This window comes from Vibrio sp. 704 (assembly GCF_033339295.1).
In genome coordinates this window covers 127,976-148,479 of the sequence record NZ_JAWOUH010000005.1, presented here as the reverse complement: position 1 = coordinate 148,479, position 20,504 = coordinate 127,976, and the positions used below count along the sequence as shown (strand labels likewise).

At 43.4% G+C, this 20,504-nt stretch carries 22 protein-coding genes; 11 read left to right on the top strand and 11 right to left on the bottom strand.

Going from position 1 to position 20,504, the window contains the following annotated elements; genetic code table 11:
• Positions 1-9 precede the first annotated feature (9 nt).
• The 4 genes from R7R24_RS10260 to R7R24_RS10245 are packed head-to-tail and all read right to left on the bottom strand — an operon-like array spanning position 10 to position 4,008.
• Complete coding sequence (locus tag R7R24_RS10260) at positions 10-696, bottom strand: AAA family ATPase (protein WP_005377635.1); 687 nt, start codon at positions 694-696, stop codon at positions 10-12.
• Positions 696-2,798 carry an SLBB domain-containing protein gene (locus tag R7R24_RS10255; RefSeq protein ID WP_033905259.1) on the bottom strand — a complete coding sequence of 701 codons (2,103 nt, stop codon included), beginning with the start codon at positions 2,796-2,798 and terminating at the stop codon, positions 696-698. Before R7R24_RS10255 ends, R7R24_RS10260 begins: the two co-directional genes overlap by 1 nt.
• Positions 2,795-3,661 carry an OmpA family protein gene (locus tag R7R24_RS10250; protein WP_191116135.1) on the bottom strand — a complete coding sequence of 289 codons (867 nt, stop codon included), beginning with the start codon at positions 3,659-3,661 and terminating at the stop codon, positions 2,795-2,797. The genes R7R24_RS10255 and R7R24_RS10250 overlap by 4 nt, the downstream gene beginning before the upstream one ends.
• Positions 3,662-3,687: 26 nt before the next feature.
• Positions 3,688-4,008, bottom strand: coding sequence for an STAS domain-containing protein (locus R7R24_RS10245; protein ID WP_017634929.1), 321 nt, complete (start codon positions 4,006-4,008; stop codon positions 3,688-3,690).
• Positions 4,009-4,428: 420 nt separating this feature from the next.
• Between R7R24_RS10245 and R7R24_RS10240 the strand changes: the two genes are divergently transcribed.
• A complete protein-coding gene (locus tag R7R24_RS10240; RefSeq protein ID WP_191116136.1) occupies positions 4,429-5,274 on the top strand; it encodes a DNA ligase in 846 nt (281 codons plus the stop codon).
• Positions 5,275-5,289: 15 nt separating this feature from the next.
• Here R7R24_RS10240 and R7R24_RS10235 read toward each other — a convergent pair whose 3' ends face one another.
• Together R7R24_RS10235 and R7R24_RS10230 are read right to left on the bottom strand one after the other, a co-directional pair.
• Entirely contained in the window at positions 5,290-6,288 is a 999-nt protein-coding gene (locus tag R7R24_RS10235) for a DUF3080 domain-containing protein (protein ID WP_206946892.1), read from the bottom strand.
• A gap of 134 nt (positions 6,289-6,422) precedes the next feature.
• A complete protein-coding gene (locus R7R24_RS10230) occupies positions 6,423-7,793 on the bottom strand; it encodes an MATE family efflux transporter (protein ID WP_005377626.1) in 1,371 nt (456 codons plus the stop codon).
• 392 nt (positions 7,794-8,185) lie between these two features.
• On the opposite strand from R7R24_RS10230, the gene R7R24_RS10225 reads away from it, so the two are divergent.
• A complete protein-coding gene (locus R7R24_RS10225; protein WP_005377625.1) occupies positions 8,186-8,797 on the top strand; it encodes a riboflavin synthase in 612 nt (203 codons plus the stop codon).
• A gap of 75 nt (positions 8,798-8,872) precedes the next feature.
• Here the strand turns inward: R7R24_RS10225 and R7R24_RS10220 are convergent, their stop codons facing one another.
• On the bottom strand, positions 8,873-9,067 hold the full coding sequence (locus tag R7R24_RS10220; protein ID WP_005377624.1) for a CPXCG motif-containing cysteine-rich protein: 195 nt from the start codon (positions 9,065-9,067) through the stop codon (positions 8,873-8,875).
• A gap of 253 nt (positions 9,068-9,320) precedes the next feature.
• Positions 9,321-10,187, bottom strand: coding sequence for a fructosamine kinase family protein (locus R7R24_RS10215; RefSeq protein ID WP_005377623.1), 867 nt, complete (start codon positions 10,185-10,187; stop codon positions 9,321-9,323).
• Between the two features lie 224 nt (positions 10,188-10,411).
• On the opposite strand from R7R24_RS10215, the gene R7R24_RS10210 reads away from it, so the two are divergent.
• From R7R24_RS10210 to R7R24_RS10200, 3 genes are all read left to right on the top strand, one after another.
• Positions 10,412-11,386 carry a response regulator gene (locus tag R7R24_RS10210; protein ID WP_021033872.1) on the top strand — a complete coding sequence of 325 codons (975 nt, stop codon included), beginning with the start codon at positions 10,412-10,414 and terminating at the stop codon, positions 11,384-11,386.
• Positions 11,386-12,348, top strand: coding sequence for a GGDEF domain-containing protein (locus R7R24_RS10205; RefSeq protein WP_005377621.1), 963 nt, complete (start codon positions 11,386-11,388; stop codon positions 12,346-12,348). Before R7R24_RS10210 ends, R7R24_RS10205 begins: the two co-directional genes overlap by 1 nt.
• Positions 12,349-12,538: 190 nt before the next feature.
• On the top strand, positions 12,539-12,883 hold the full coding sequence (locus R7R24_RS10200) for a DUF3802 family protein (RefSeq protein WP_005377620.1): 345 nt from the start codon (positions 12,539-12,541) through the stop codon (positions 12,881-12,883).
• A gap of 45 nt (positions 12,884-12,928) precedes the next feature.
• Here the strand turns inward: R7R24_RS10200 and R7R24_RS10195 are convergent, their stop codons facing one another.
• Complete coding sequence (locus R7R24_RS10195; RefSeq protein WP_054579488.1) at positions 12,929-13,423, bottom strand: NlpC/P60 family protein; 495 nt, start codon at positions 13,421-13,423, stop codon at positions 12,929-12,931.
• A gap of 134 nt (positions 13,424-13,557) precedes the next feature.
• Between R7R24_RS10195 and R7R24_RS10190 the strand changes: the two genes are divergently transcribed.
• The 4 genes from R7R24_RS10190 (at position 13,558) to R7R24_RS10175 (ending at position 17,106) form a co-directional block, all read left to right on the top strand.
• On the top strand, positions 13,558-15,576 hold the full coding sequence (locus R7R24_RS10190; RefSeq protein WP_206946890.1) for a methyl-accepting chemotaxis protein: 2,019 nt from the start codon (positions 13,558-13,560) through the stop codon (positions 15,574-15,576).
• A 270-nt stretch (positions 15,577-15,846) separates the two neighbouring features.
• Positions 15,847-16,260, top strand: a complete 414-nt coding sequence (locus R7R24_RS10185; RefSeq protein WP_053307087.1) for an NUDIX hydrolase — start codon at positions 15,847-15,849, stop codon at positions 16,258-16,260.
• A 198-nt stretch (positions 16,261-16,458) separates the two neighbouring features.
• Positions 16,459-16,839: a hypothetical protein gene (locus tag R7R24_RS10180; RefSeq protein ID WP_005377611.1), complete on the top strand. Its 381-nt coding sequence runs from the start codon at positions 16,459-16,461 to the stop codon at positions 16,837-16,839.
• 48 nt (positions 16,840-16,887) lie between these two features.
• Complete coding sequence (locus R7R24_RS10175) at positions 16,888-17,106, top strand: hypothetical protein (RefSeq protein WP_005389537.1); 219 nt, start codon at positions 16,888-16,890, stop codon at positions 17,104-17,106.
• 103 nt (positions 17,107-17,209) lie between these two features.
• On the opposite strand, the gene R7R24_RS10170 is transcribed toward R7R24_RS10175, so the two are convergent.
• The gene (locus tag R7R24_RS10170) at positions 17,210-18,025 is read right to left on the bottom strand and encodes a sterol desaturase family protein (protein WP_031781345.1); all 816 of its coding nucleotides are present in this window, start codon (positions 18,023-18,025) and stop codon (positions 17,210-17,212) included.
• Positions 18,026-18,165: 140 nt separating this feature from the next.
• Here R7R24_RS10170 and R7R24_RS10165 point away from each other — a divergent pair, with 140 nt between their 5' ends.
• Positions 18,166-18,915, top strand: a complete 750-nt coding sequence (locus R7R24_RS10165; protein ID WP_054730066.1) for a tRNA-uridine aminocarboxypropyltransferase — start codon at positions 18,166-18,168, stop codon at positions 18,913-18,915.
• Positions 18,916-19,090: 175 nt separating this feature from the next.
• Complete coding sequence (nagK, locus tag R7R24_RS10160; protein WP_005377586.1) at positions 19,091-19,999, top strand: N-acetylglucosamine kinase; 909 nt, start codon at positions 19,091-19,093, stop codon at positions 19,997-19,999.
• Between the two features lie 203 nt (positions 20,000-20,202).
• Here nagK and R7R24_RS10155 read toward each other — a convergent pair whose 3' ends face one another.
• The gene (locus R7R24_RS10155) at positions 20,203-20,469 is read right to left on the bottom strand and encodes a DUF2960 domain-containing protein (protein ID WP_005377584.1); all 267 of its coding nucleotides are present in this window, start codon (positions 20,467-20,469) and stop codon (positions 20,203-20,205) included.
• Positions 20,470-20,504 lie beyond the last annotated feature (35 nt).

The following is a 20,504-nucleotide window of genomic DNA, read 5'->3' as shown; positions in this document are numbered from 1 at the left end:
TAGCGCTCCCTATAACATAAACAGTTCGCTTTTTTTAATTTGCTGAGACAGTTTTTCTTTCCACTTTTTTGGTAAGAAACGCAGCTTGGAAACTTGGCGGATTAACTCATCTTTCAGGCTTGGAGTGTGCTTCATGTTCAGTACAGAACCAATCAAGTTCGCATCGCTAGCATCGAGTAGCTTTTTGGCTTGCTCGAGCTGGGTTGCAGTCGTAGAGCCATAATGCGCTACTAACAAAGTAGCATCACATACGCCAGCAATCACTTGAGGCGCAATATTGCTTCGGTTGACACTAAGAAGTGGTGATGTATCTATCACGACGCGCTCGTACTGCGTTAACCATTGTGCAATGTTTTGTTTCAGCGTTGTTGGGTCTCGGTACGCTAACTGAGTACTGGCGAGAGACGGAGCAGGGAGGCCGACTAAAGTTTGGTGTGTATTCTCTCGTGTGATCAAATGGCCAACCTTCTCGTCATCATCAAATTCGTGAACAGTGTGATAAGCGGGTTTGAATAAGTTAAGGTCTACATACAAAGTATTGTGGCCTGCTAAAACCAAGCGCTCTGCAAGAGATGAAGCCACGGAAGTGACACCATCTTCAGATTTACAACCCACAACACAAATCGTTTTGTGGCCTTTCTGTTCACTCTGAAGATAAATTTGCTCAATCTCAGCGTGAGTTGCAGGAATAGTCATTACAACGCTCCTATTAACACGATGGTTGTGGTGATTTGTAAAATATCTCTTAATCCGGCCCTCGCTTTTTCAACAAAGCTTTCGTCTTTATGGGGAATGTAAATCGTGTCGCCTGCGCGAATGACTGGCAGCTCATAAATGTTGGCTGTTTTACTAAAGTTCACCAAATCAAATGTTCGGGCTTGGCCCTGGCAGCAAGACATATTGACCACACTGATCTTTTCAAGGTAGGCATTGTCAGTTGGTCCTCCTGCTTCCGCTAACAGATCAAGCACAGTCATGTTGTCATTGAATACGTATCGCCCTGGGTCTCTTACTTCACCTAATACGCGTACCGTGGACTCTTTTGAACGATCTAACCAGTTTTTGTTTTTTTCTGGAATGTAAATGGTATCACCAGGACGAACGTGGGGCAGAATTGATTCATCACCTGTTTCAAAGTACATCGATAAATTCAATTTACTCACTTTGGCATAACCTAGGCCTCGGTGTGTGACACGGATGTTGTGAATATCTGCATCCATTGTCGGTCCATCGGCGGCAGACAAAATATCCAGAAAATGCATATCTTCAGTGAAACGATAGCGCCCAGGTGCATTGATTTGCCCGAAAACGTATATCGATGCGTCAGAGCTTTGGCTTACCCATTGCGATTTATTATCGGATGGGTCGTCAGGCAATGCATGTACCCTTACGACTGTACCAGCGGAAACTTGAGGTAGGCTTGATGTTGGTGAGCCATCCAGAATGTATTGGTCTAAGTCAAATTGTGTCATTTGACCGTTATTGGCGACTTCAATTTTGGTGGTATCAGCTCGTCGAGTTGGGCCTCCAACGTGTGCAAGCAGATCAATCAAATCCATTTCGTCTGACCACTCGATGCGTCCAGGGCGAACAACTTCTCCCATCACTGCGACCGCTCGACTAGGTGCTACTTTTAACCAAGACTTCTCATTGAAATCGGTTTTCTCCGGTACGAAAATCGCGTCTCCTGGTCCAACATTTGGTGGTCTGGCTGAAGATAGTCCTTCTGTATGCGCGGTAAGATCGAATTTGATGACTTTGCCATCGGATTTTATAACGCGAATTTGGCGAGATTCTGCGTAGCGAGTGGGCCCGCCAGCGTTGGCGAGGATATCCATGAAGCTAGCGCCTTGCTTGCCTTCGTATGCCCCAGGATGGGCGACTTCACCCATCACGTAAACCACATTTGCACCTGCTTTGATTTCTTCTTCCTGTTTTGGGACAAAGATGGTGGCACCTGGCAGGATCTCTGGCAGTAGGCTTTGGTCTCCAGTATCAAGGTACTTTTTCAGGTTAAACATGGTTGGGTTATTGTTTGTTATCACGCGAATTTGCTCAACACTGGCATATCGTGTCACGCCGCCAGCTCGCATTACGACATCAACTAGCGTGGTGTTTGGCTTGTATGAGAACGAGCCAGGTGCGTTGACTTCACCAAAGACTTTGATTGCACGAGCGGAATCTGCGCTGTCACCTGAATTCGCGAGTTTTGCTGCATCAAACTCTTGCTCAATATTCCCTACGAGTGGGGAAGCGGGGACAAATAAGACATCCAGTGATTCTAGTTTTGGCAGCTGGCTATTGTCACCCGTATCAAGGAAGCGTTTGTAGTCAAATTCAATGTTTTTATTTCCACGTTTCACGATCATTTTATCAAGCTGAGCCCCAGCGCGCAGGCCGCCAGCTTCGTACACAAACATTTGAATGTTGGACCCAGAAGGTAAGGTATATTCACCGGGTTTGACCACGTAGCCTTGAACGGACACTAACAACTGTTGCTGTTTAATAAAAACTCGAGCGTTGTTAACGTCACGATACACGGTCTTTAGCCTGTCGATAATCACGTCTTGGAGTTGTTTTTCATTGTAGCCGGCCACTAATACAGGGCCGACTTCTGGTAAATTAATTCGTCCACGACGATCAACCTGAAACCCTTGGTTTAACGACGCCTCTCCAGGTAAGTTAATCTGTATTAAATCACCGACCTTAACAGTATTGCTCTCATCCGCTATGGAAGAAGGTACCCACGCGACCAGACACAACAACATTAAGAGGATAAATGGTTTCATCGTGTTCATAGCGCGCCTCCTGCCGTTGGGTTGCGGTTTATTGAGCTATCGCTATCTGAATTAGGGCTAATAACCTCGATGCTTACTCGACGATTAGTTAAACGCACGGCGGATGTTTCACCTTCATAGAGTGGCAGGTTATCTCCGACAGATTTGGTAGTGACTCTCTCTGAAGTGATACCAAATACGGTTAGGTAACGCTTTACTTGTTCCGCACGCGCTTGAGCAAGTTTCTGGTTGTAATCGGGTGTTCCAGTTGCATCCGCATGCCCCGTTACTACAAGAGATAGGTTGGGGTGGTCACGTAAAATGTAGGCTGCTTCTGCCAAATGTCCCATGTACTTCGGGTTGATTTCTGCTGAATCGACAGCAAACTGGTTGTCGATATTAAGTAGTGCATAGATATCCGAGACTATGTTTAGGTCGCTACGTAGAGCTTCAATATCATCGGGCGGTGTGCAAGTGGTTTGGCTCAGTACGTAGTCGAGTTGTTGTTCGAGCTGGTTTAAGCGTCGACGCTGAATCACAAGGTCGTTGACAGCGTCGAGTAAAAGCCCACCTTCTAACTCGCGCGCAATTCTATTTTGTTTTTCAAGGGCCTGAACAACTGCCGCAGGAAAACACCAGCGCGCGCCCTCTTGGATTAGTGCGTCTAGATGTAACTTGGTCAGTTGCCAATCAAACCTTAACCCATGTTCTGGACCTAAAGGCTCGTCAGGCATCACTGGGGAAAACTGATAATTCTCGATCGAGATATCTTGATAGCTTTCCGCCAAGCCACCTTTCCCGTGTTCTGGGTAGTCAAACGACGAACAACCAAACATGCCGACAACAAGACCGCTTACTGCATATCGTCGTATAAGATTTACCATGCCAACCTCCGTTTAAACCGGTATTTTTAGTGTCCTTTTGAGTTAACGGGAATGGCATGGTTGATACGAAGCAAGCTCATGATTTCTAAAGGTTGGCCTGATACGTTTTCAATACTCATGCTTCTTTCACGTTCAACTAGACGCTTATATAAGTAAACAATGGCACCAATCCCTGAAGAATCAAGAAATTGGACGTGCTGTAGGTTAATTTCGACTTCTTTGTGATGATTGTTGTGAATTACTTCATCAATGTGATGTTGTGCTTGTCGACAGCCACTTGCGTCTAAGTCACCAAAAAACTCAATGGCTAACTTGTCTTGATTGATTTCTAGTTTGCGTAATTCCATGACTCTGTCTCCGTTTGTTTTTCTAATTGGATATAGAGCAGGTAACGTGCCAATTTGAAATTAATTAAAAATCAAATAGTTAAATATTGTTAATGATATTGTTCAATTTGAGAAAGGACTGATTCTCAAATTGAGAATCAAAAACGCACACAGAAATGGTTTGCTTATAAGAGGTGTTGAGCCGAAAGAAGTCGTTAGAGCGGGGGGCATCATAATTAGATTCCACCTCGATTGACGAACCATCCGCCTTACGTGAATAACGTGTAACGACTAAATGCAAAACCTGTCATAAAGTTTATGATTATCTTTGCAAATTATTACTAATGTTGATTGTTATGAGTCGAAGAATAACTAGTAATAAATAGGTCATCGAGAGGACTTACGTTTCAATAAAGGCGATTTTTTGTACAAGGTCTTCTTATGCCATTAAAAATGACATTAATTGCGTTGGCTGTTATGGCTGCGTCTTCACAGCCTCAAGCGGATACTTCTCTCGCACCACCAGTTTCTCTTGCACAAAGCTATCAGGATGGCATTGATGTGTCTGAATATTGGTATAGCGAAAAACTTGATGGTGTTCGCGCTTATTGGACTGGGCAACATCTCGTGACGAGAAATGGTAATCGAATCTACGCCCCAGATTGGTTTACAGGACCTTTGCCTGATTATCCGTTGGACGGTGAACTTTGGGCTGGGAGAGGTAACTTCCATCTTGTTCAGCAAACGGTATTAGATAAAACTCCTGTAGAGTCTGCTTGGCGACATATCGACTTTATGATCTTTGATATGCCATATTCCGCTGGTGATTATCGGAAGCGTTATTACAACATCAAAGCCTTAGTGCTTGAAGTCGACCAGCCTCATATCAAATATGTCGAGCACCGAGCCATTCAAAATGAAGCTCATCTGTTTACACAGTTGGATAAAATTTCAATATCCGACGGTGAAGGGGTGATGTTGCGGAAGGTATCAAGCCGCTATCAGGCTGGACGCGGTAGTGATTTGCTTAAACTAAAACGATACGCAGATGATGAAGCGTTAGTTGTGGGTTATAAGCCAGGAACAGGGCGCTTATTAGGTATGATGGGAGCAATGTTAGTTCGCTTACCAAATGGCATTGAGTTTTACATCGGTAGCGGATTTACCGATGAAGTGCGTCGCCAGCCTCCGAAAATTGGTTCAACCATTACATTTAGATATAACGGTTTTACACATACTGGTAAACCACGTTTTGCTCGATTCTTGCGTGAAAGGTTGAAGGAATAGAACGCTCTGCACTTACTAGTTGCCAACGGTTACGCCACATCGTTTGAAGAGACCCTGCCAAAACTGAACGTGGTTTAGGGTTTCTTGCCTAAATGTCCTATGTGCCTCAATGATGCCGTACTGGTGACCATGGAGTTGCATACGGTTCTCCACCAAAGTGGCACCATCATTAAGTTGTTGATAGGTACTGTCTAAATAAGCCAAATAAGGTTGCACTTCTTCAACGTAAATGGATTGAAAGACATTTCTTAAGTAGCGGAACTGGGTGGTGTCTCTGTTCGGCCCGCACAATACGTTGCTCTGGTTCTGCTCAAGTAGCTGAGTTGTTGCTTTTAACCAAAGGGATGTGTTTACCATTGAATAGTAAAGTCGTCCGAGTAAACGAGATTTCTCTAACTCTTCTTGATATTGCGTAACTTCCACATCGGGTAGACGTGAGACCGCGCGGTGGGGTAAATCATACATTTCGCTGAAAATACGATAGACATCGTTAATGCGTGCAATATCATTCGTCGTATTTTGAGATAGCCAATCAGAGGCAGTTAGTTGCTTTTGCATGGCGTCACTTACGAGTAGTAAGTTGTCGAGATGAATGTCTAAATGTTGCCACTTGGTTGAGTAAAGCTCTGTCAATGTCGCGCGTTCTTCATCGCTAAGTGGAAATTCGGATAAACATCGATGCATGACTCTTAAAAGGGTAGTTTGATAATCAAAATCATGAAAGGCATCCTGCACCTTTCCAAGTTGCGAGTTTTTCTCAGCAAGTAAATTGAAGAGTCCGCACTGTCGTAATTGATAGCTCTCTAGCAGGCCAATAGATAGCCTTGGCAATGGCTTGAACAAAACGCGTTTCGCAGGAATCGTTACCGTAGACTGTAATGTTATTGGAATAGCAGGAACGTCCAATACATTGGCTACACGTTGATGATACTTATCAAACATGGCGTTCTCTGGATTGAACCAGTTATCACAACCATTAAGAATCAAGATTAAGAACAATAAAATAGACCGCACAAATATCCTTTTTTATAACTTCGTATCCGTTGTCTAGAGAGCAAAATCAACCGCTTCGTAATCTTGTTATAAGTATACTCAACCGTGTGATTATTCGATCAAAAAAGCCAGCGGATGCTGGCTTTTTTTACTTTTTATTGAACTGAAAAGTTCAATTGCACTTCTGGCTCTTGGCGATGCATCCAACGCATTCTGACGCCTAACATAAAGGCCGCAGAAGATAGGCCGATGATAAAACCAAGCCAGAAGCCTTGTGCTCCCATTGGCTCAACAATCCAGTCTGTACGGCCAAGGACGTAACCAATTGGCAAGCCAAGAATCCAATAAGCAATAAAAGTACGGTTGAAGATGGCTCGCATGTCTTTATAGCCGCGTAATGCACCAGCTGCGATCACTTGAACCGCATCCGTACATTGATAAACAGCGGCAAACACGAGCAGGTGCATCGCCAGAGTGATGACCTCTGGGTTGCTAGTATAAAGCTCGGCGATCCACTCGCGAGACAAGACGGTTAAAATCGCTGTGAGAACGGACAAAGCTAGACCAACCATAATGCCGACTCGTGACGCTACGCGCGCGCCATCTACGTTTTCTTCACCAAGTCGATGGCCGACACGAATGCTTACTGCTGCACCAATACTCATTGGTAGCATAAATACCAACGAGGAGAAGTTAATCGCGACTTGATGCGCTGCCACAATGATAGGACCCAGTGGTGAAACGAGCAGTGCAACAACAGCAAACAGTGTCACTTCAAAAAACAGCGCTGCTGCAACAGGAAAGCCGAGCTTGAATAGACGAACTTGCGCTTTCCATTGTGGGCGATGCCATTCTCCAAATAGGTTGATGCTTTTCAATCGCTCTGATGTCATCACATACAGCAATAGCATGGCAAACATGACCCAGTAAACAATCGTGGTTGCTACACCACAGCCAACACCGCCTAATTCAGGTGCACCAAACTTGCCGTACACGAAAATCCAGTTTAGAGGAATGTTGAGCAGCAAACCGATAAAGCCAATAACCATTGCCGGTTTCGTCAATGACATACCATCCGTAAAGCTTCTAAGCGTTTGGAAAAGTAAAAAAGCGGGTACTGCTAATATAACGGCATGAATGTATCCCACCGTTTTTTCAGCCATCAGTGCTTCAACATCCATCAGCCCGAGAATAAACTGGGTTTGAAGCAGGACTGCAATTATCGGCACACTGATCAGCAATGCCAAAACGACGCCTTGCTGAATTTCAAACGGGATTTTCACTCGACGACCAGAGCCATTTAACTGTGCGACAACAGGGACCAATGCCATTAATAAACCCACCCCAAACAAAATGGATGGTAGCCAAATACTTGAAGCGACAGAAACCGCAGCCATGTCGGTGGCGCTAACGCCTCCAGCCATTACGGTATCAACAAACCCCATACCAGTTTGAGCGACAGATGCGATCAATACCGGGGTCGCCAATTTGATAAGACTTGATGCTTCTTCTTTATAGCGATGCACGAAAAATACTCCAGAGCGGAACAATAAGTTGAAAGAATGAGAGTACTCGAGGGCAAAAGATGTGGTGAACGGATCTGATGGTTGATTTTAGTCACGATAAGGTGAAAAAATGCCTCGGAGAAACTCCGCGCAAATGATAAACAATTGTATGTTTATATTCCATAGCTAGGTAGCGAATAGTCGATAACACTGACTGGACGCTCTCCACGCTAAGGATACGCTTTTACTGAGAACAGCAGCGAATCATGGTAATGTTGAAGCATGCATGAGAACAAACCAGTGTTCATTAAGCCATGGCTTTATCGTCTGCGGTCTTTATTTCCGACCTGTAGCGCAGTGTTTAGAGCTTAGTCTTCGACTACAGTTGGTATTAAATCAATAGGTAAAAAGAAATGTTTACAGGAATAGTTCAGGGTACGGCGAAGGTCGTTAAAATTGATAAAAAAGAACGCTTTCAAACGCACGTTGTCGAGTTAAGCGATGAACTTTGTAAAGGGTTAGAAATTGGTGCATCCGTTGCACACAACGGATGTTGTCTAACTGTGACTAAGATCGAAGGCAACCTTATCAGTTTTGATTTAATGCAAGCGACATTGGCTCTTACTAATTTAGGTCGGCTGGTGGAAGGGGATAGCGTAAACATTGAGCGCGCGGCTAAGTTTGGTGACGAAATAGGCGGGCATAGCATGTCTGGTCATATTAGTTTGACGGCAGATATTGTCGATATCATCGATACGCCCAATAACCGCACGATTTGGTTTCAACTGCCGCAAGAATCAATGAAATATGTATTAGCGAAAGGTTACATTGGTTTAGATGGCTGCTCGCTAACTATTGGTGAAGTTGAAGCGTGTCGTTTTTCGGTACACCTAATTCCAGAAACCTTGCAGCGAACGCTTTTCGGAGTGAGACAAGTAGGGGAGCGTGTTAATATTGAGTTTGATCCTCAGACTCAAGCAATTGTTGATACTGTTGAGCGCGTTCTTGCAGCAAAACAGCTTTAGAATGAGAAAAAGGAGCATAATGCTCCTTTTTCATTTAAGCGTTTTTATATTTCTGATGTTCACATGCTCGAGCTGTTATTCGTAATTGTCATCGATAATTAGTTCGACCTTATCTTGTAACTCATCCACTCGCATATTTAGGTGGATAGCGTGGCAACAAGCTGGGCAATCATCATAAAACTCTTGGTCACCATTACTTGCATCCAATGTAATGCCGATAGAGTGTCCGCAATGCGGGCACTTTACATACCTTTCGGTATAATTTTTCATACAACAACTCCTAATCTCGCAGGGCTTTTAAACACACTATTCATCAAGGAAGTACAGCCCTTTACTTACTTTGCCTACAAGGAAAATAGGCACAATCCAAAGTTAAGTCTCCTTTGATATTAGGTCGAGTTGTTGCTAATTGAGTCGAAATAAGTACAAAACTTGACCCCAAACTCAACCTTGAGCTTAGGGTGATCTTCTGTAGTGATGTGCCTCGAGATTTTACATATTGAAATATGCAGTGGCTTCCAAATTAATAAGAAATGATTTTATTAATAACCAGTTGAGCCTGTTCCAAGTAATGGCCGCCAAACAAATTACAATGGTTGAGAACATGGTAAAGGTTATAGATATCTTTACGCTCTTCATAGCTTGAAGAAAGTGGCATAACCGATTCGTAGCCTTGATAAAATTCTGGTTGAAATCCACCAAAAAGCTCCGTCATCGCAATATCACACTCCCTGTCCCCCCAATAGCACGCAGGATCGTAACAGATAGGACCGAATGCAGTGAGTGCCGCATTTCCATTCCATAAATCGCCATGCAACAAAGAAGGTTCCGGAGCATGGTTTGCTAGCCGCTGTTTTACGACATCGATAAAGTCATCGATATCAACCAAGGTGACGCCTTTTTCTTTAAGGAGCTGTAATTGCCATCCTATACGTTGCTCAGCAAAGAATACACACCATTTCTTGTGCCATTTGTTGGGCTGTAGAGTCGAACCGAGATAGTTGTCGGTATCAAAACCAAACTCTTTTTGCTCGCCCCACTGGTGTAGGTGAGCTAATTGTTGCCCAAATTTAAAGCTGTTGGGACCATCTTCTAATGGTTTCGTTGGAAGGTAGTTAAGAATTAGGAATGAGGCATTTTTGGTTTTACCAACCAATACCACCTCAGGTACAAATAGGGTGGATGTTTCACGCAAAAGATGCAGGCTTTCAGCTTCTACCTCAAATTTAGACAAAAACTCGCGATCGTTAATTTTCACAAAATAACGTTGCTCGCCATCATTGATCATGTAGCTTTCACTGATATCCCCACCAGACAGTCTTACTTTTTCCGTGATCTGGTAATCGAACAATAAAGTATCAGAAAGCTGTTGCGATATTGCTTGCCACATACAAAACCTCGCGAATCTATTTGACCACCAATAGTTTAGGATAAATAGCAGGGAGTTGGCGCTATGTTGAGCATACTTAGTAAAGAAACCTTCCTCTTAGTGTAGTCAATTTGTATAAATGTGAATCAAATCGCTTATAAGCCTCTGATTTGTTGGCTTAGCATATGGAGATGAACGTTTACAACAGGTATTATGATTTTTTTGACGTTAGTTCCATTGGTGGCATGAAAATACTGATATGTGATGACTCAGCTGTTGCAAGAAAGCTTATTGCGCGTTCTATCGTACAAGATACATCATTGCATCTTATTGAAGCGCAAGATGGTTATGAGGCGCTTAATATTCTTGCTGAGCAAAATATCGATATTTTGTTTCTCGATTTAACGATGCCCATAATGGATGGTTTTGAGGTCCTCGAATCATTACCTGTTAGTCAGTACCCGACCAAAATCGTCATTATTTCTGGAGATGTTCAACAAGAGGCAAAACAGCGCTGTCTCGATCTTGGTGCTCAAGCTTTTATCGCTAAGCCTCTGACAGAAGAGCAGGTGCTCCCACTATACGAACAATTAGGGCTGCATTATGCGTTCAAACCTAGTCATTCGGTTGATTCTAAAAACCAGGGTTGCGAAGAGCTTTCCTTACTAGCCAAATTCCGTGAAATTGCGAACATTGCCCTTGGTAAAGGGGCTGCGATTATGGCCGACCATTTACATGAGTTCATCCAACTTCCTGTTCCTCATGTTGGACCTTTGTCCTACGGCGAGCTTCATATGACACTGGTTGATGTGGTTGGGCGTGACAGTTCCGTTGCGGTAGCGCAGAGGTTTGTCGGTGGTGGTATTCACGGAGAGGCACTGGTGTGCTTACGTGGTAGGGATATCAATCAGATTGGGGAAAAATTAGGTTACCTCCTTGAGTTTACGCCTCATAATGAAATCATCTTGAATATCTCTAACCTACTGGTTTCGTCATTTCTCACGTCGTTAGGCGATCAACTCGACAAGCAGTTCTCACTTCGTCAGCCAGGCATTGTGGATACCTTAACACCTTATTGTGAAGAGCAAGGCGAGTTGGGTGAGCTCTTTACTATCGAATACACCTACATGGCAGAAGCGCTCGATTTCGAGTGCGAGGTACTGTTTTTAATTGATAAGCCATCCGTAGAAATAATCTATGAAATCATGGAGCTAATCTAATGTCCGATATCACGCTGGACATAGCAGACTTTCATTGGGTCACACAAATTCTCGATACGATGGATTCAGGGCTTATTGTTTTGGATCAAGAGTATAAAGTGTGTGTGTGGAACAGTTTTATGCAGTCATACAGTGGCATTCTATCACAAGAAATTCTTGGTGAATGTTTATTTGAGCATTTTGAAGAGCTGCCAAGAACTTGGCTAGAAACCAAGATAAAAGCTGCCGCCGATCTGGAAACTCGTTCTTTTTCTAGCTGGGAAAACCGACCGTATCTTTTTAAGTTCAACAATTTTTCTCCGGTTTCAAACAGCAGTGATTTTATGTATCAAGATATCGTGATCACGCCGTTAATTGGGCTCTCAGGAGAGGTCAGCCACATAGCGATTCAAGTCAATGATGTTTCTGAAACTGCGAGAAATCGCATTCATTTGAAAGAAACAAATCAACATTTGTCGGAAATCAGTCGCAAAGATGGTTTAACAGGTTTATTTAATCGCGCTTATTGGGAGCAATCATTGAAAGATGAATTTGCTCACTTAAAAGTTATCGACGGACCATGCTCATTAGTAATATTCGATATCGACCACTTTAAGAAGGTGAATGATACTTATGGTCACCCGACAGGGGACGAAGTCATTCGTCGAACCTCTGCCTTGTTGAGAAAAACAGCAAGAAGCAGTGACATCTGCGGTCGTTTTGGTGGTGAAGAGTTTACCGTACTACTTCCTCACACAAACCAGGAGCAAGCTTGCTATTTCGCAGAGCGTTTGCGCAAAAGAATTGAGCAAGAGATCGTGAAAGTGGAAGATTTTTTGATTAATTACACGATAAGTATTGGTGTTTGCGAGTATAAGCCTTATTTTGAAACTCACACTCAATGGTTAAAGAGTGCCGATGCTGCGCTGTATCGTGCAAAAGAAAATGGTCGTAACCAAACCTGTTTGCATGAAAATGGCTGAAATATAAAAAGGTTTGAAGAAACCCTGTATCCGAATTCAGTGAAGCAAAGCTCAATTGTTTGAAAATCATCCAGTTGGTTCGTGAATGTTTGTTAATATGAAATAAGTTAATGAAATTTTCTCGGCATGTCTTACTATTGAAACTATTCTGCTTTCAGCTTCGAAGGCTTGCAATAAACGGAGAAAAACAGTGGTTTTAGAAACCGATGGATATCTCGCTCTTATCGAGCACTTGTCTCTAAATCTAGATATTTTTACGACCGAAATTGGCGACACTGGATCCGAAAGCATCGAAGATGTTGTCACCGATATGGTGGCTTCAAACATCATGGCGATTTTTGAGCAAAATCCAGAACTTCACTCGAGCGTACGCTTCAAATTGTTGAAAGAGGCTGATGCAGTTGTTGAAGATCTTGGTGAGATATTGGCTGGGGTATGGCATAAAAAAGCGACCAATGAACAGATCACGTTCCTTGATGAATACATCGCTCTGGTCAAAAATCTGTTCGATAATGCTGTTGCGACTTACGACTGATATTGTTTTAACTTACAGCAATGTCCGGTTAAAGAGTGAGAGGAGTTACATTGTAACTCTTCTTATTTGCCAAAACTTAGATGCCCAGTATGGGTTGTCGATTCTTGAAATAATCACACCTCTAGACGTCGATGCATGCATGAACTGCTTGTTACCCAAGTAAATTCCGACATGATAAGTTGTACGTCTTGTTTTAAAAAACACTAGATCCCCTTGCTTGGCATCTGTCCAACTTAACTCCACACCTTGCTTTGATTGCTGCCTAGTTGTCCTCGGTAACGAGAGCTGATAAGCCTCAACAAACGCTTTTTGTACAAATGCTGAGCAATCAATTCCAGATTTCTGTGTCCCGCCTAAGCGATAAGGCGTGCCGTGCCACTCTGTGTAAAAGTCGAACAAGTCAGGGTTGTCCGACAATAGCTGATTTGTAGGTGTTGTCACCTGTGCTTGCTCACTAGGCTCAGGCCCAGAAGAGCAGGCGCTTAGTAGCACACTGATTATCAAAGGAAAATATACTCGACGCAAATCACCACCTGTCATCTCTATGACCCACAACTGAAATATTAGTGTCATAACCAATCCATAGTATGGGCTGCAAATCACGGTTTTGTCTCACAAATGTGACGGAATCACTGCAGAACCGATTCAACCTTAAGAAAGAATAAAAATTGATTATGGCAAAGCGAAAACGCTCACGCACATCACTTTCACTGATTCAGGCTGTCAGTGCAACATTTTTAACTATCATTGCTCTTGTTATAGCCCTTTCTGTCTCAAGTTTCAAAGGAATGGAACAGGTAGGGGAACAATTTGAAGACTTGTCGCAAAAAGCATTACCAATCGCGATGGCAAACGCAAAGTTAACCAGGAATGTATTGGAGATGGTTAAGCTACTCAACCATGGTATGCAGATTACTGAGCCGAAAGAGTTGCCTCTCATAAAAGAGCAAATCGACTCTCTTGCAACTCAAAGCACAACTTTGGTTGTGAAAGCGTCTGGTGTAGCTCAGCAACTCTCGGAGGAGTTAGACACCAAACTAGCGCGTTTACATAACATCACGCAGTCCATTTTGTTGAAGCAATCTTCGGTGATACAAATTCAAATGGATATTGATGCCGCTGTTGGTGGTTTTCGCTATGGGCTTAGCTCTATCGGCCCGGAAATGAATCGAATCAGTTCGTTCCTTAGTGCTGATAATCCTGAGTCGAGCGATGCCGCTAACCGTTTCATTGCTTCTGCAAGCTCAATGGAAAGTACGTTCTTAGTCATGATGATGCACTCAGAATTAAACAAAGCCGAAAAAGAATACCGAGAAATGCGAAATCGCATAGCAGGTATTAAACTCGCCTATGAAGACTTCCAATCTTTCCATCCTGAAGTAAGTGAATATGCAAGCTTAACCGCACCATATGAGATGGTGAAACAAGGCTTTAGTGAAAAGGGCGTGCTGCGTTTGATCCTCGCCAAACTAGAACAAGGGGAATTGCAACGTTCAGAGTTTAAACAGGCTTCGATGCTTGCGGATGAAACCATGCGGTTACTTGATCAAATCTCCCAAACCGCTGGTCAGTTGATCGATGAAAAGGAGCGGGTGGTCAACGAGACCATTGAATCGGTGAGCGTTGTGCTCGTGTTTGCGGCGTGTGTGATTTCTTTTATTATTCTTGTTACTTGGTTTAGTCTCAAGTCATGGACAAACCGAGGGTTAAGGAATGTACTAACGCGTCTTTCAGCACTTACCGAACATGATTTTCGTGACAAGGCAGAAGAAGTTGGCCCCTATGAGCTGAAAGAAGTAGCACGAAAGTTGAATCAAGTAATCGATTCCACACATGACTCCATTCAAACGGTGACGCGCAATTGTGAAACGCTTTATCAGACGGCAGAAGTAAGTCACAGTGCAGCCGAACAAACAAGTGATGGGTTGGCAACACAAAATGAAGCGTTGTCGAGTATGATCACGACCATAACGCAGCTTGAAGCCTCTATTCGTGAAATAGCAATGGTGACAAATGCATCTTCACAGGACTCGCTCCTTGCAACCCAACACACTGAAAAAGGGGTTCAAGTCGTGGAACAAAACCGCGAACGTTTGGAGTCATTAGAAAGCTCTTTGGATGTAAATGAACAGTCAATGTTAGAGCTAGACCAGCGTGTTAAACAGATTCGTGAAATGGTGGATATGATCAGTGGGATCGCGGACAACACCAACTTACTTGCTCTCAACGCGGCAATAGAGGCTGCCCGTGCTGGTGAGCAAGGGCGTGGATTTGCGGTTGTCGCTGATGAAGTTCGCAAACTTGCAAGTGATACCTCTCAACAAACTACGAACATCCGAGAAATGATGAGCGAGCTTATTACTGCCGCAGAGCGCTCGCGCCAAGCAGTTAATGATTCAAGAGAAGAAATGACCCACGCGCTACAGTCCAGCAATGAAGTGAAATCGACATTCTCTGATATCAACCTCGCGGTTAAGCACATTCAAGAACGTGTTGGGCAAATCTCAGTTGCTACAGAAGAACAAGAACGAGCGACGGCAGATGTATCTCAATCCATCACACATATTTCTGATCTTGGCGAACGCACAAAGCTGCAGCTTGAGTCTATGGTTGAGAGTTCTGAGCAAGTGGCGGAAATTGCTGGGCACCAGCAAGCAATGCTGCACAAGTATGAGCTTCATCAGACCAAGTAAATGAGATGTTTCCACCGACTAAAAGCAGAACCGAGGTTCTGCTTTTTTGTTACGGCTACTCATTTAATGGCTCCTATTTGCATCGCAAAAGTGAGTTACATCTCATCTCGTTCATTTCTAAAGGGTTTAGTTATCACAACGTGATGTTAATGCTTTGTTCGAGGGACTCGTTGACTAGAATGTCGCCAGAATTCAAAGGAATGAATCATGCAGCTTCATGCGATTTTTTTATATCCAGAGAAAGCTAAAGCCATAAGAAGGAGTGGTTTTGTGATCGATAAAGTTTGCCCCGTCGTTCTACGTAATCAAAATCAAGAGATCCTACTTTTTAAACATCCGTTGGCGGGTGTTCAGCTCGTCAAGGGCACTGTTGAAGTGTTTGATGAAAGTTACATCATAGCGGCCAAGCGGGAGCTCGCTGAGGAGTCTGGTATCACACATGTTCGTTCCGCACGATATTTATGCTCATGGGACAGTGGCTTTCAAAATCAAGTATGGCATTTTGTTTTGTGTGAGTGTGCTGACCTCGCTAATTCATGGCTGTTTCATACGCAAGACGATGGTGGACATGATTTCGCGTTCTTCTGGCACGATGTCGAGAGCGGCCTTCCCGCGAATGCACATACTGTGTTTCAGCGCGGGCTGGAAAAGGTACGAGAGTTGATAAACCAAGGCGTGATTTAAAGGAGGATTCTGTCGTTGCATTGGCGGATTTGGGACAATGACAAAGCAAACACTATGCTAAATAAAGAAGGTAGAGCAGCCGTTACTGTTCTCATCGTGTTGATAATGGCACTGTCGATCTCAAAAATGGCGATGGGATTACAAATGTTTAAGTGACTTCTATATGCTTTGCTCATTCATTCAGATAAGGAAACGGTAATGGATAAATTCGTCGTGTTTCTCTTATGCCTTTTTATGACAGTTGGCGGAGTGGTTCATCTTTATGACAACATTGTTGGTGGCTTTTTACCTTACGATTTTGCGCCACGCTGGTTGAATATGTATTGGAGCGCTTTGGGACTATTGGACTTATTAGCAGCGTATCTATTGGTCAAGCATCGCCGCTCTGGCCTAGTCGTTATGTTATTGATTCTTATAACCAATGTTATCTTTAGTTCCCACGCTCACTATACATTAGAAATATTAGATAACAACGTCGCCCTACAAATGAAGACACTGTTTTTAGGGTTCTCATTTGGGGTATCTATCTGGTTATGGAATGCGCGAAAACATAGTCAATCGCGCCAAATATTTCGTTAATTATTATTTTCACAACACTCGATTAAGGATTGTAAACAGGGACTCGTTATGAACGATTTTAAAGACTTGGCCAGTTTTGCTGGTTTCAGCGTACTGACAGGTTTGAGCTTTGCCACCACTTTCTTCAGCCTTGCTTTTCTATACAGCTCAATAGAGGCACAGCAAGTAATGAACACCAATGCTTTGGCATGTGCAGTGCTTGGTGTTGTTGGTTTATTTGTTGGTATTACTCAGTTAAACAAAAAGCGTCAGCTAGCAGAAAACTAATCTGTTCTTACACATCATGAGGATGAAGTAGTGTTTAACAGGGGTTTAGGCTTGGTCTATTCGTTTTGTTGACATACTTCATCCAACAATATTTTTTCAACCATTACTTCTTCTCTTTATTGTAGCGAAAGGGCTGCGTTAAAAGCTTATCTAATCTTTGCTCTTCTTCGTCTCTAATTTCCGGCACACCAATAACAACATCATCATGACCCAACTTAGGCTGAGCTCGGTATGTCCCAAAAAAGCGGTCCCAAACTGAAAGGAAAAAACCAAAGTTTGAGTGGGTCTCTTTTACTATCACTGAATGGTGCACGCGATGCATGTCTGGTGTAACGATGACGTTTCGCAGTTTTTGGTCTATGGATAAAGCCAGTTTTGCATTACTGTGATTAAACATCGCGCTCGCATTAAGCACAATTTCAAATACCACAATTCCGATAGGTGAAACACCTAAGATAAACACGGCTGCAATTTTTACTCCCATTGAAATGATTATTTCGAAGGGATGAAAGCGTGCGCCTGTAGTGACGTCTATGTCGAGATCGGCGTGATGCATTCGGTGAATCTTCCACAGCGGCTTTACATGATGAAAGACAACATGCTGAGCGTAAATGACGAAATCAAGCAAAATGACGGTTAGAAAAATATTTAACCAAGCGGGGAGGGACAGAATATTGAGCAGCCCCCACTGTTGCTCCTGAGCTATGACCGCAGCTTGAAAGGCGGCGATAGGCATGATTAAAGCAATAACTAGGCTGTTAAAAGCGACCAATGACAAGTTATTGACCCAGCGAAACCTGCGCGAAGCGGTCAGTGTTTTTCTAGGCAATTTGTTTTCCCAAATGGCACAAAGCAATAATACGCCAAGGAAAAAGCCTAATCTGAGCCATGAGGGTTCTTGAAATGTCGTTTCTGTCACTGTCATTCCCTTATTTATTTCTTTATCTATGACCGAGATAAGAGTGAAATTATTTCAACACACTGCTGATGGGCTTATCTTGAGGCGAAGCCATAATATCAGTAGAATCGCGCTCTACTTTTTACTTGGCATTACTTACCATGAGAATTCACGCTTTCCACCGTTTATATCAGTACCGACAATCTATCTCAACCAAGCCTTTCAACGCGCGTGGATGTAAAGTGGTTCGTTGCCAATATTGCCAGGTTTCTGAGCAACACTGTTTGTGCGACCTTCAGCCAAACATCAAGGCCAATATTGCATGTATGTTGATTGTTTCTGAAAACGAAGTGTTTAAGCCAAGTAATACCGGTCGTCTAATCGCTGATACGATTCAAGAGACTTACGTGTATCAATGGAACCGAACAGAACCGTCTGAAGAGATGCTAGCGCTACTACAGGATGACAGTTATCAACCGGTGATTGTATTTCCTGCAGACTATGTGGATGATCCCTCTCGTTTAATTGAAGATCTAGAGCCAGGGCGATTGGTAAAAGAAGATGTCGAGAACAAAAAATTGTTGCTGATCTTTATTGATGGTAGCTGGCGTGAGGCACGAAAGATATTCCGTCGTTCTGATTTTCTTAAATCTTTGCCTGTGCTTTCCATTGAGCCGGAATCTCTGTCTGAATACATCATGCGCCGCTCCGAGAATGATCAGCATCTTTCAACCGCCGAAGTCGCGACATTAGTTTTAAAACAAGCTGGTGAGCCTAAAGCTGCGGAATGCCTTCAATTGTGGTTTGAAGCCTTCAGAGAAACTTACATGCTGAGCAAGACTCGAGTCAAAAGCGACCCTAACCAGCCACACTTGAAACGTTTCAAAGAGTGGATGAAAACCGAGAGCTGACTCTAAGGAATGAGCTTTTGTTGATGGTATGTTGTTCAACTGGCTTCGGTGAGGGGATAAATCTGCATTCGGTCACGGTTTGCAGGCGTACAGATATGGATAATGCCATCAGTTTATACTTTTGACTCTAGCCATTTTTGAGAGTCGTTTGAAGCATTTTTTAGGAGAGAAATACATGTATTACGGCTTTGATGTCGGTGGCACTAAAATTGAATTTGGTGCATTTAACGAGAAGCTTGAGCGTGTAGCGACGGAACGTGTACCTACACCAACAGACAACTACGAGCTGCTGGTTGATACCATTGCGGAATTGGTGAATAAATACGATACAGAGTTTGGCTGCGAAGGTACGATTGGTCTTGGCTTGCCAGGTATGGAAGACGCCGATGATGCAACGGTACTAACAGTTAACGTTCCTGCGGCAAAAGGCAAACCACTTCGTGCTGATCTGGAAGCTAAAATCGGTCGCAGCGTAAAAATTGAAAACGATGCAAACTGTTTCGCGCTTTCTGAAGCGTGGGACGAAGATCTTCAAGATGAACCATCTGTACTAGGTTTGATCCTTGGTACTGGTTTTGGCGGTGGCTTTATCTACGAAGGTAAAGTATTCTCTGGCCGCAACCACGTAGCGGGTGAGGTGGGTCACACACGTCTTCCTATCGACGCATGGTTCCACCTGGGCGAAAACGCACCATTACTTGGCTGTGGCTGTGGCAACAAAGGCTGTTTAGATAGTTACCTATCTGGTCGTGGTTTCGAGCTTCTTTACGCGCATTACTACGGCGAAGAGAAGAAAGCGATCGACATTATTAAAGCGCACGCAGAGGGTGAAGAGAAAGCAGTAGAGCACGTCGAGCGCTTTATGGAGCTGCTAGCAATCTGCTTTGCAAACCTGTTTACTGCAACAGACCCACACACCGTTGTACTTGGTGGAGGCTTATCTAACTTCGAATTGATTTACGAAGAGATGCCAAAACGCATCCCTAAACACTTATTGTCTGTAGCTAAGTGTCCTAAGATCATCAAAGCAAAACACGGTGATTCAGGTGGTGTACGCGGCGCTGCGTTCTTAAACATCAAGTAGTGACTGAAACCTTACTCGATACAAAGTAAGAAGAAATTTAAAGCCCCGTTTAGACCATCGAGGTAAAACGGGGCTTTTACTTGTATATCGAAGTAACTTATATACCCAAGTAACTTCTATATGCTTGGGTATAGAGCACGAACAAAAAATAGCATGCATAAAAAACTCGCGACGAATCGCGAGTTTTCTGTTTACAGCTAAGCTTATTTGTTCTTTTTGCCTACGCCTAGGTTTTCTTTTTGGGCTAGGGTGATTTTACTAAAGCCTAATTTTCTGAAGTAGTTGTCGCGGTAGTTGCGCACTGCTTTAGTGTCAGACACTGCTTCGATTTGTTGCTCCATCTTTAGGAACTCAGTGATATCGATACCTTCTGCCTCGGCAACTGCTTCTTGAATGTTGCGGTGTTGCTGGTATGAGAATGTCAGTTCTTTGTCTTGGTCTTTGTAAGTGTAAAGAATGGTGCGAGCCATAGCTGTCTCTCTGAAAAGGTTTCTGTATTAAACAA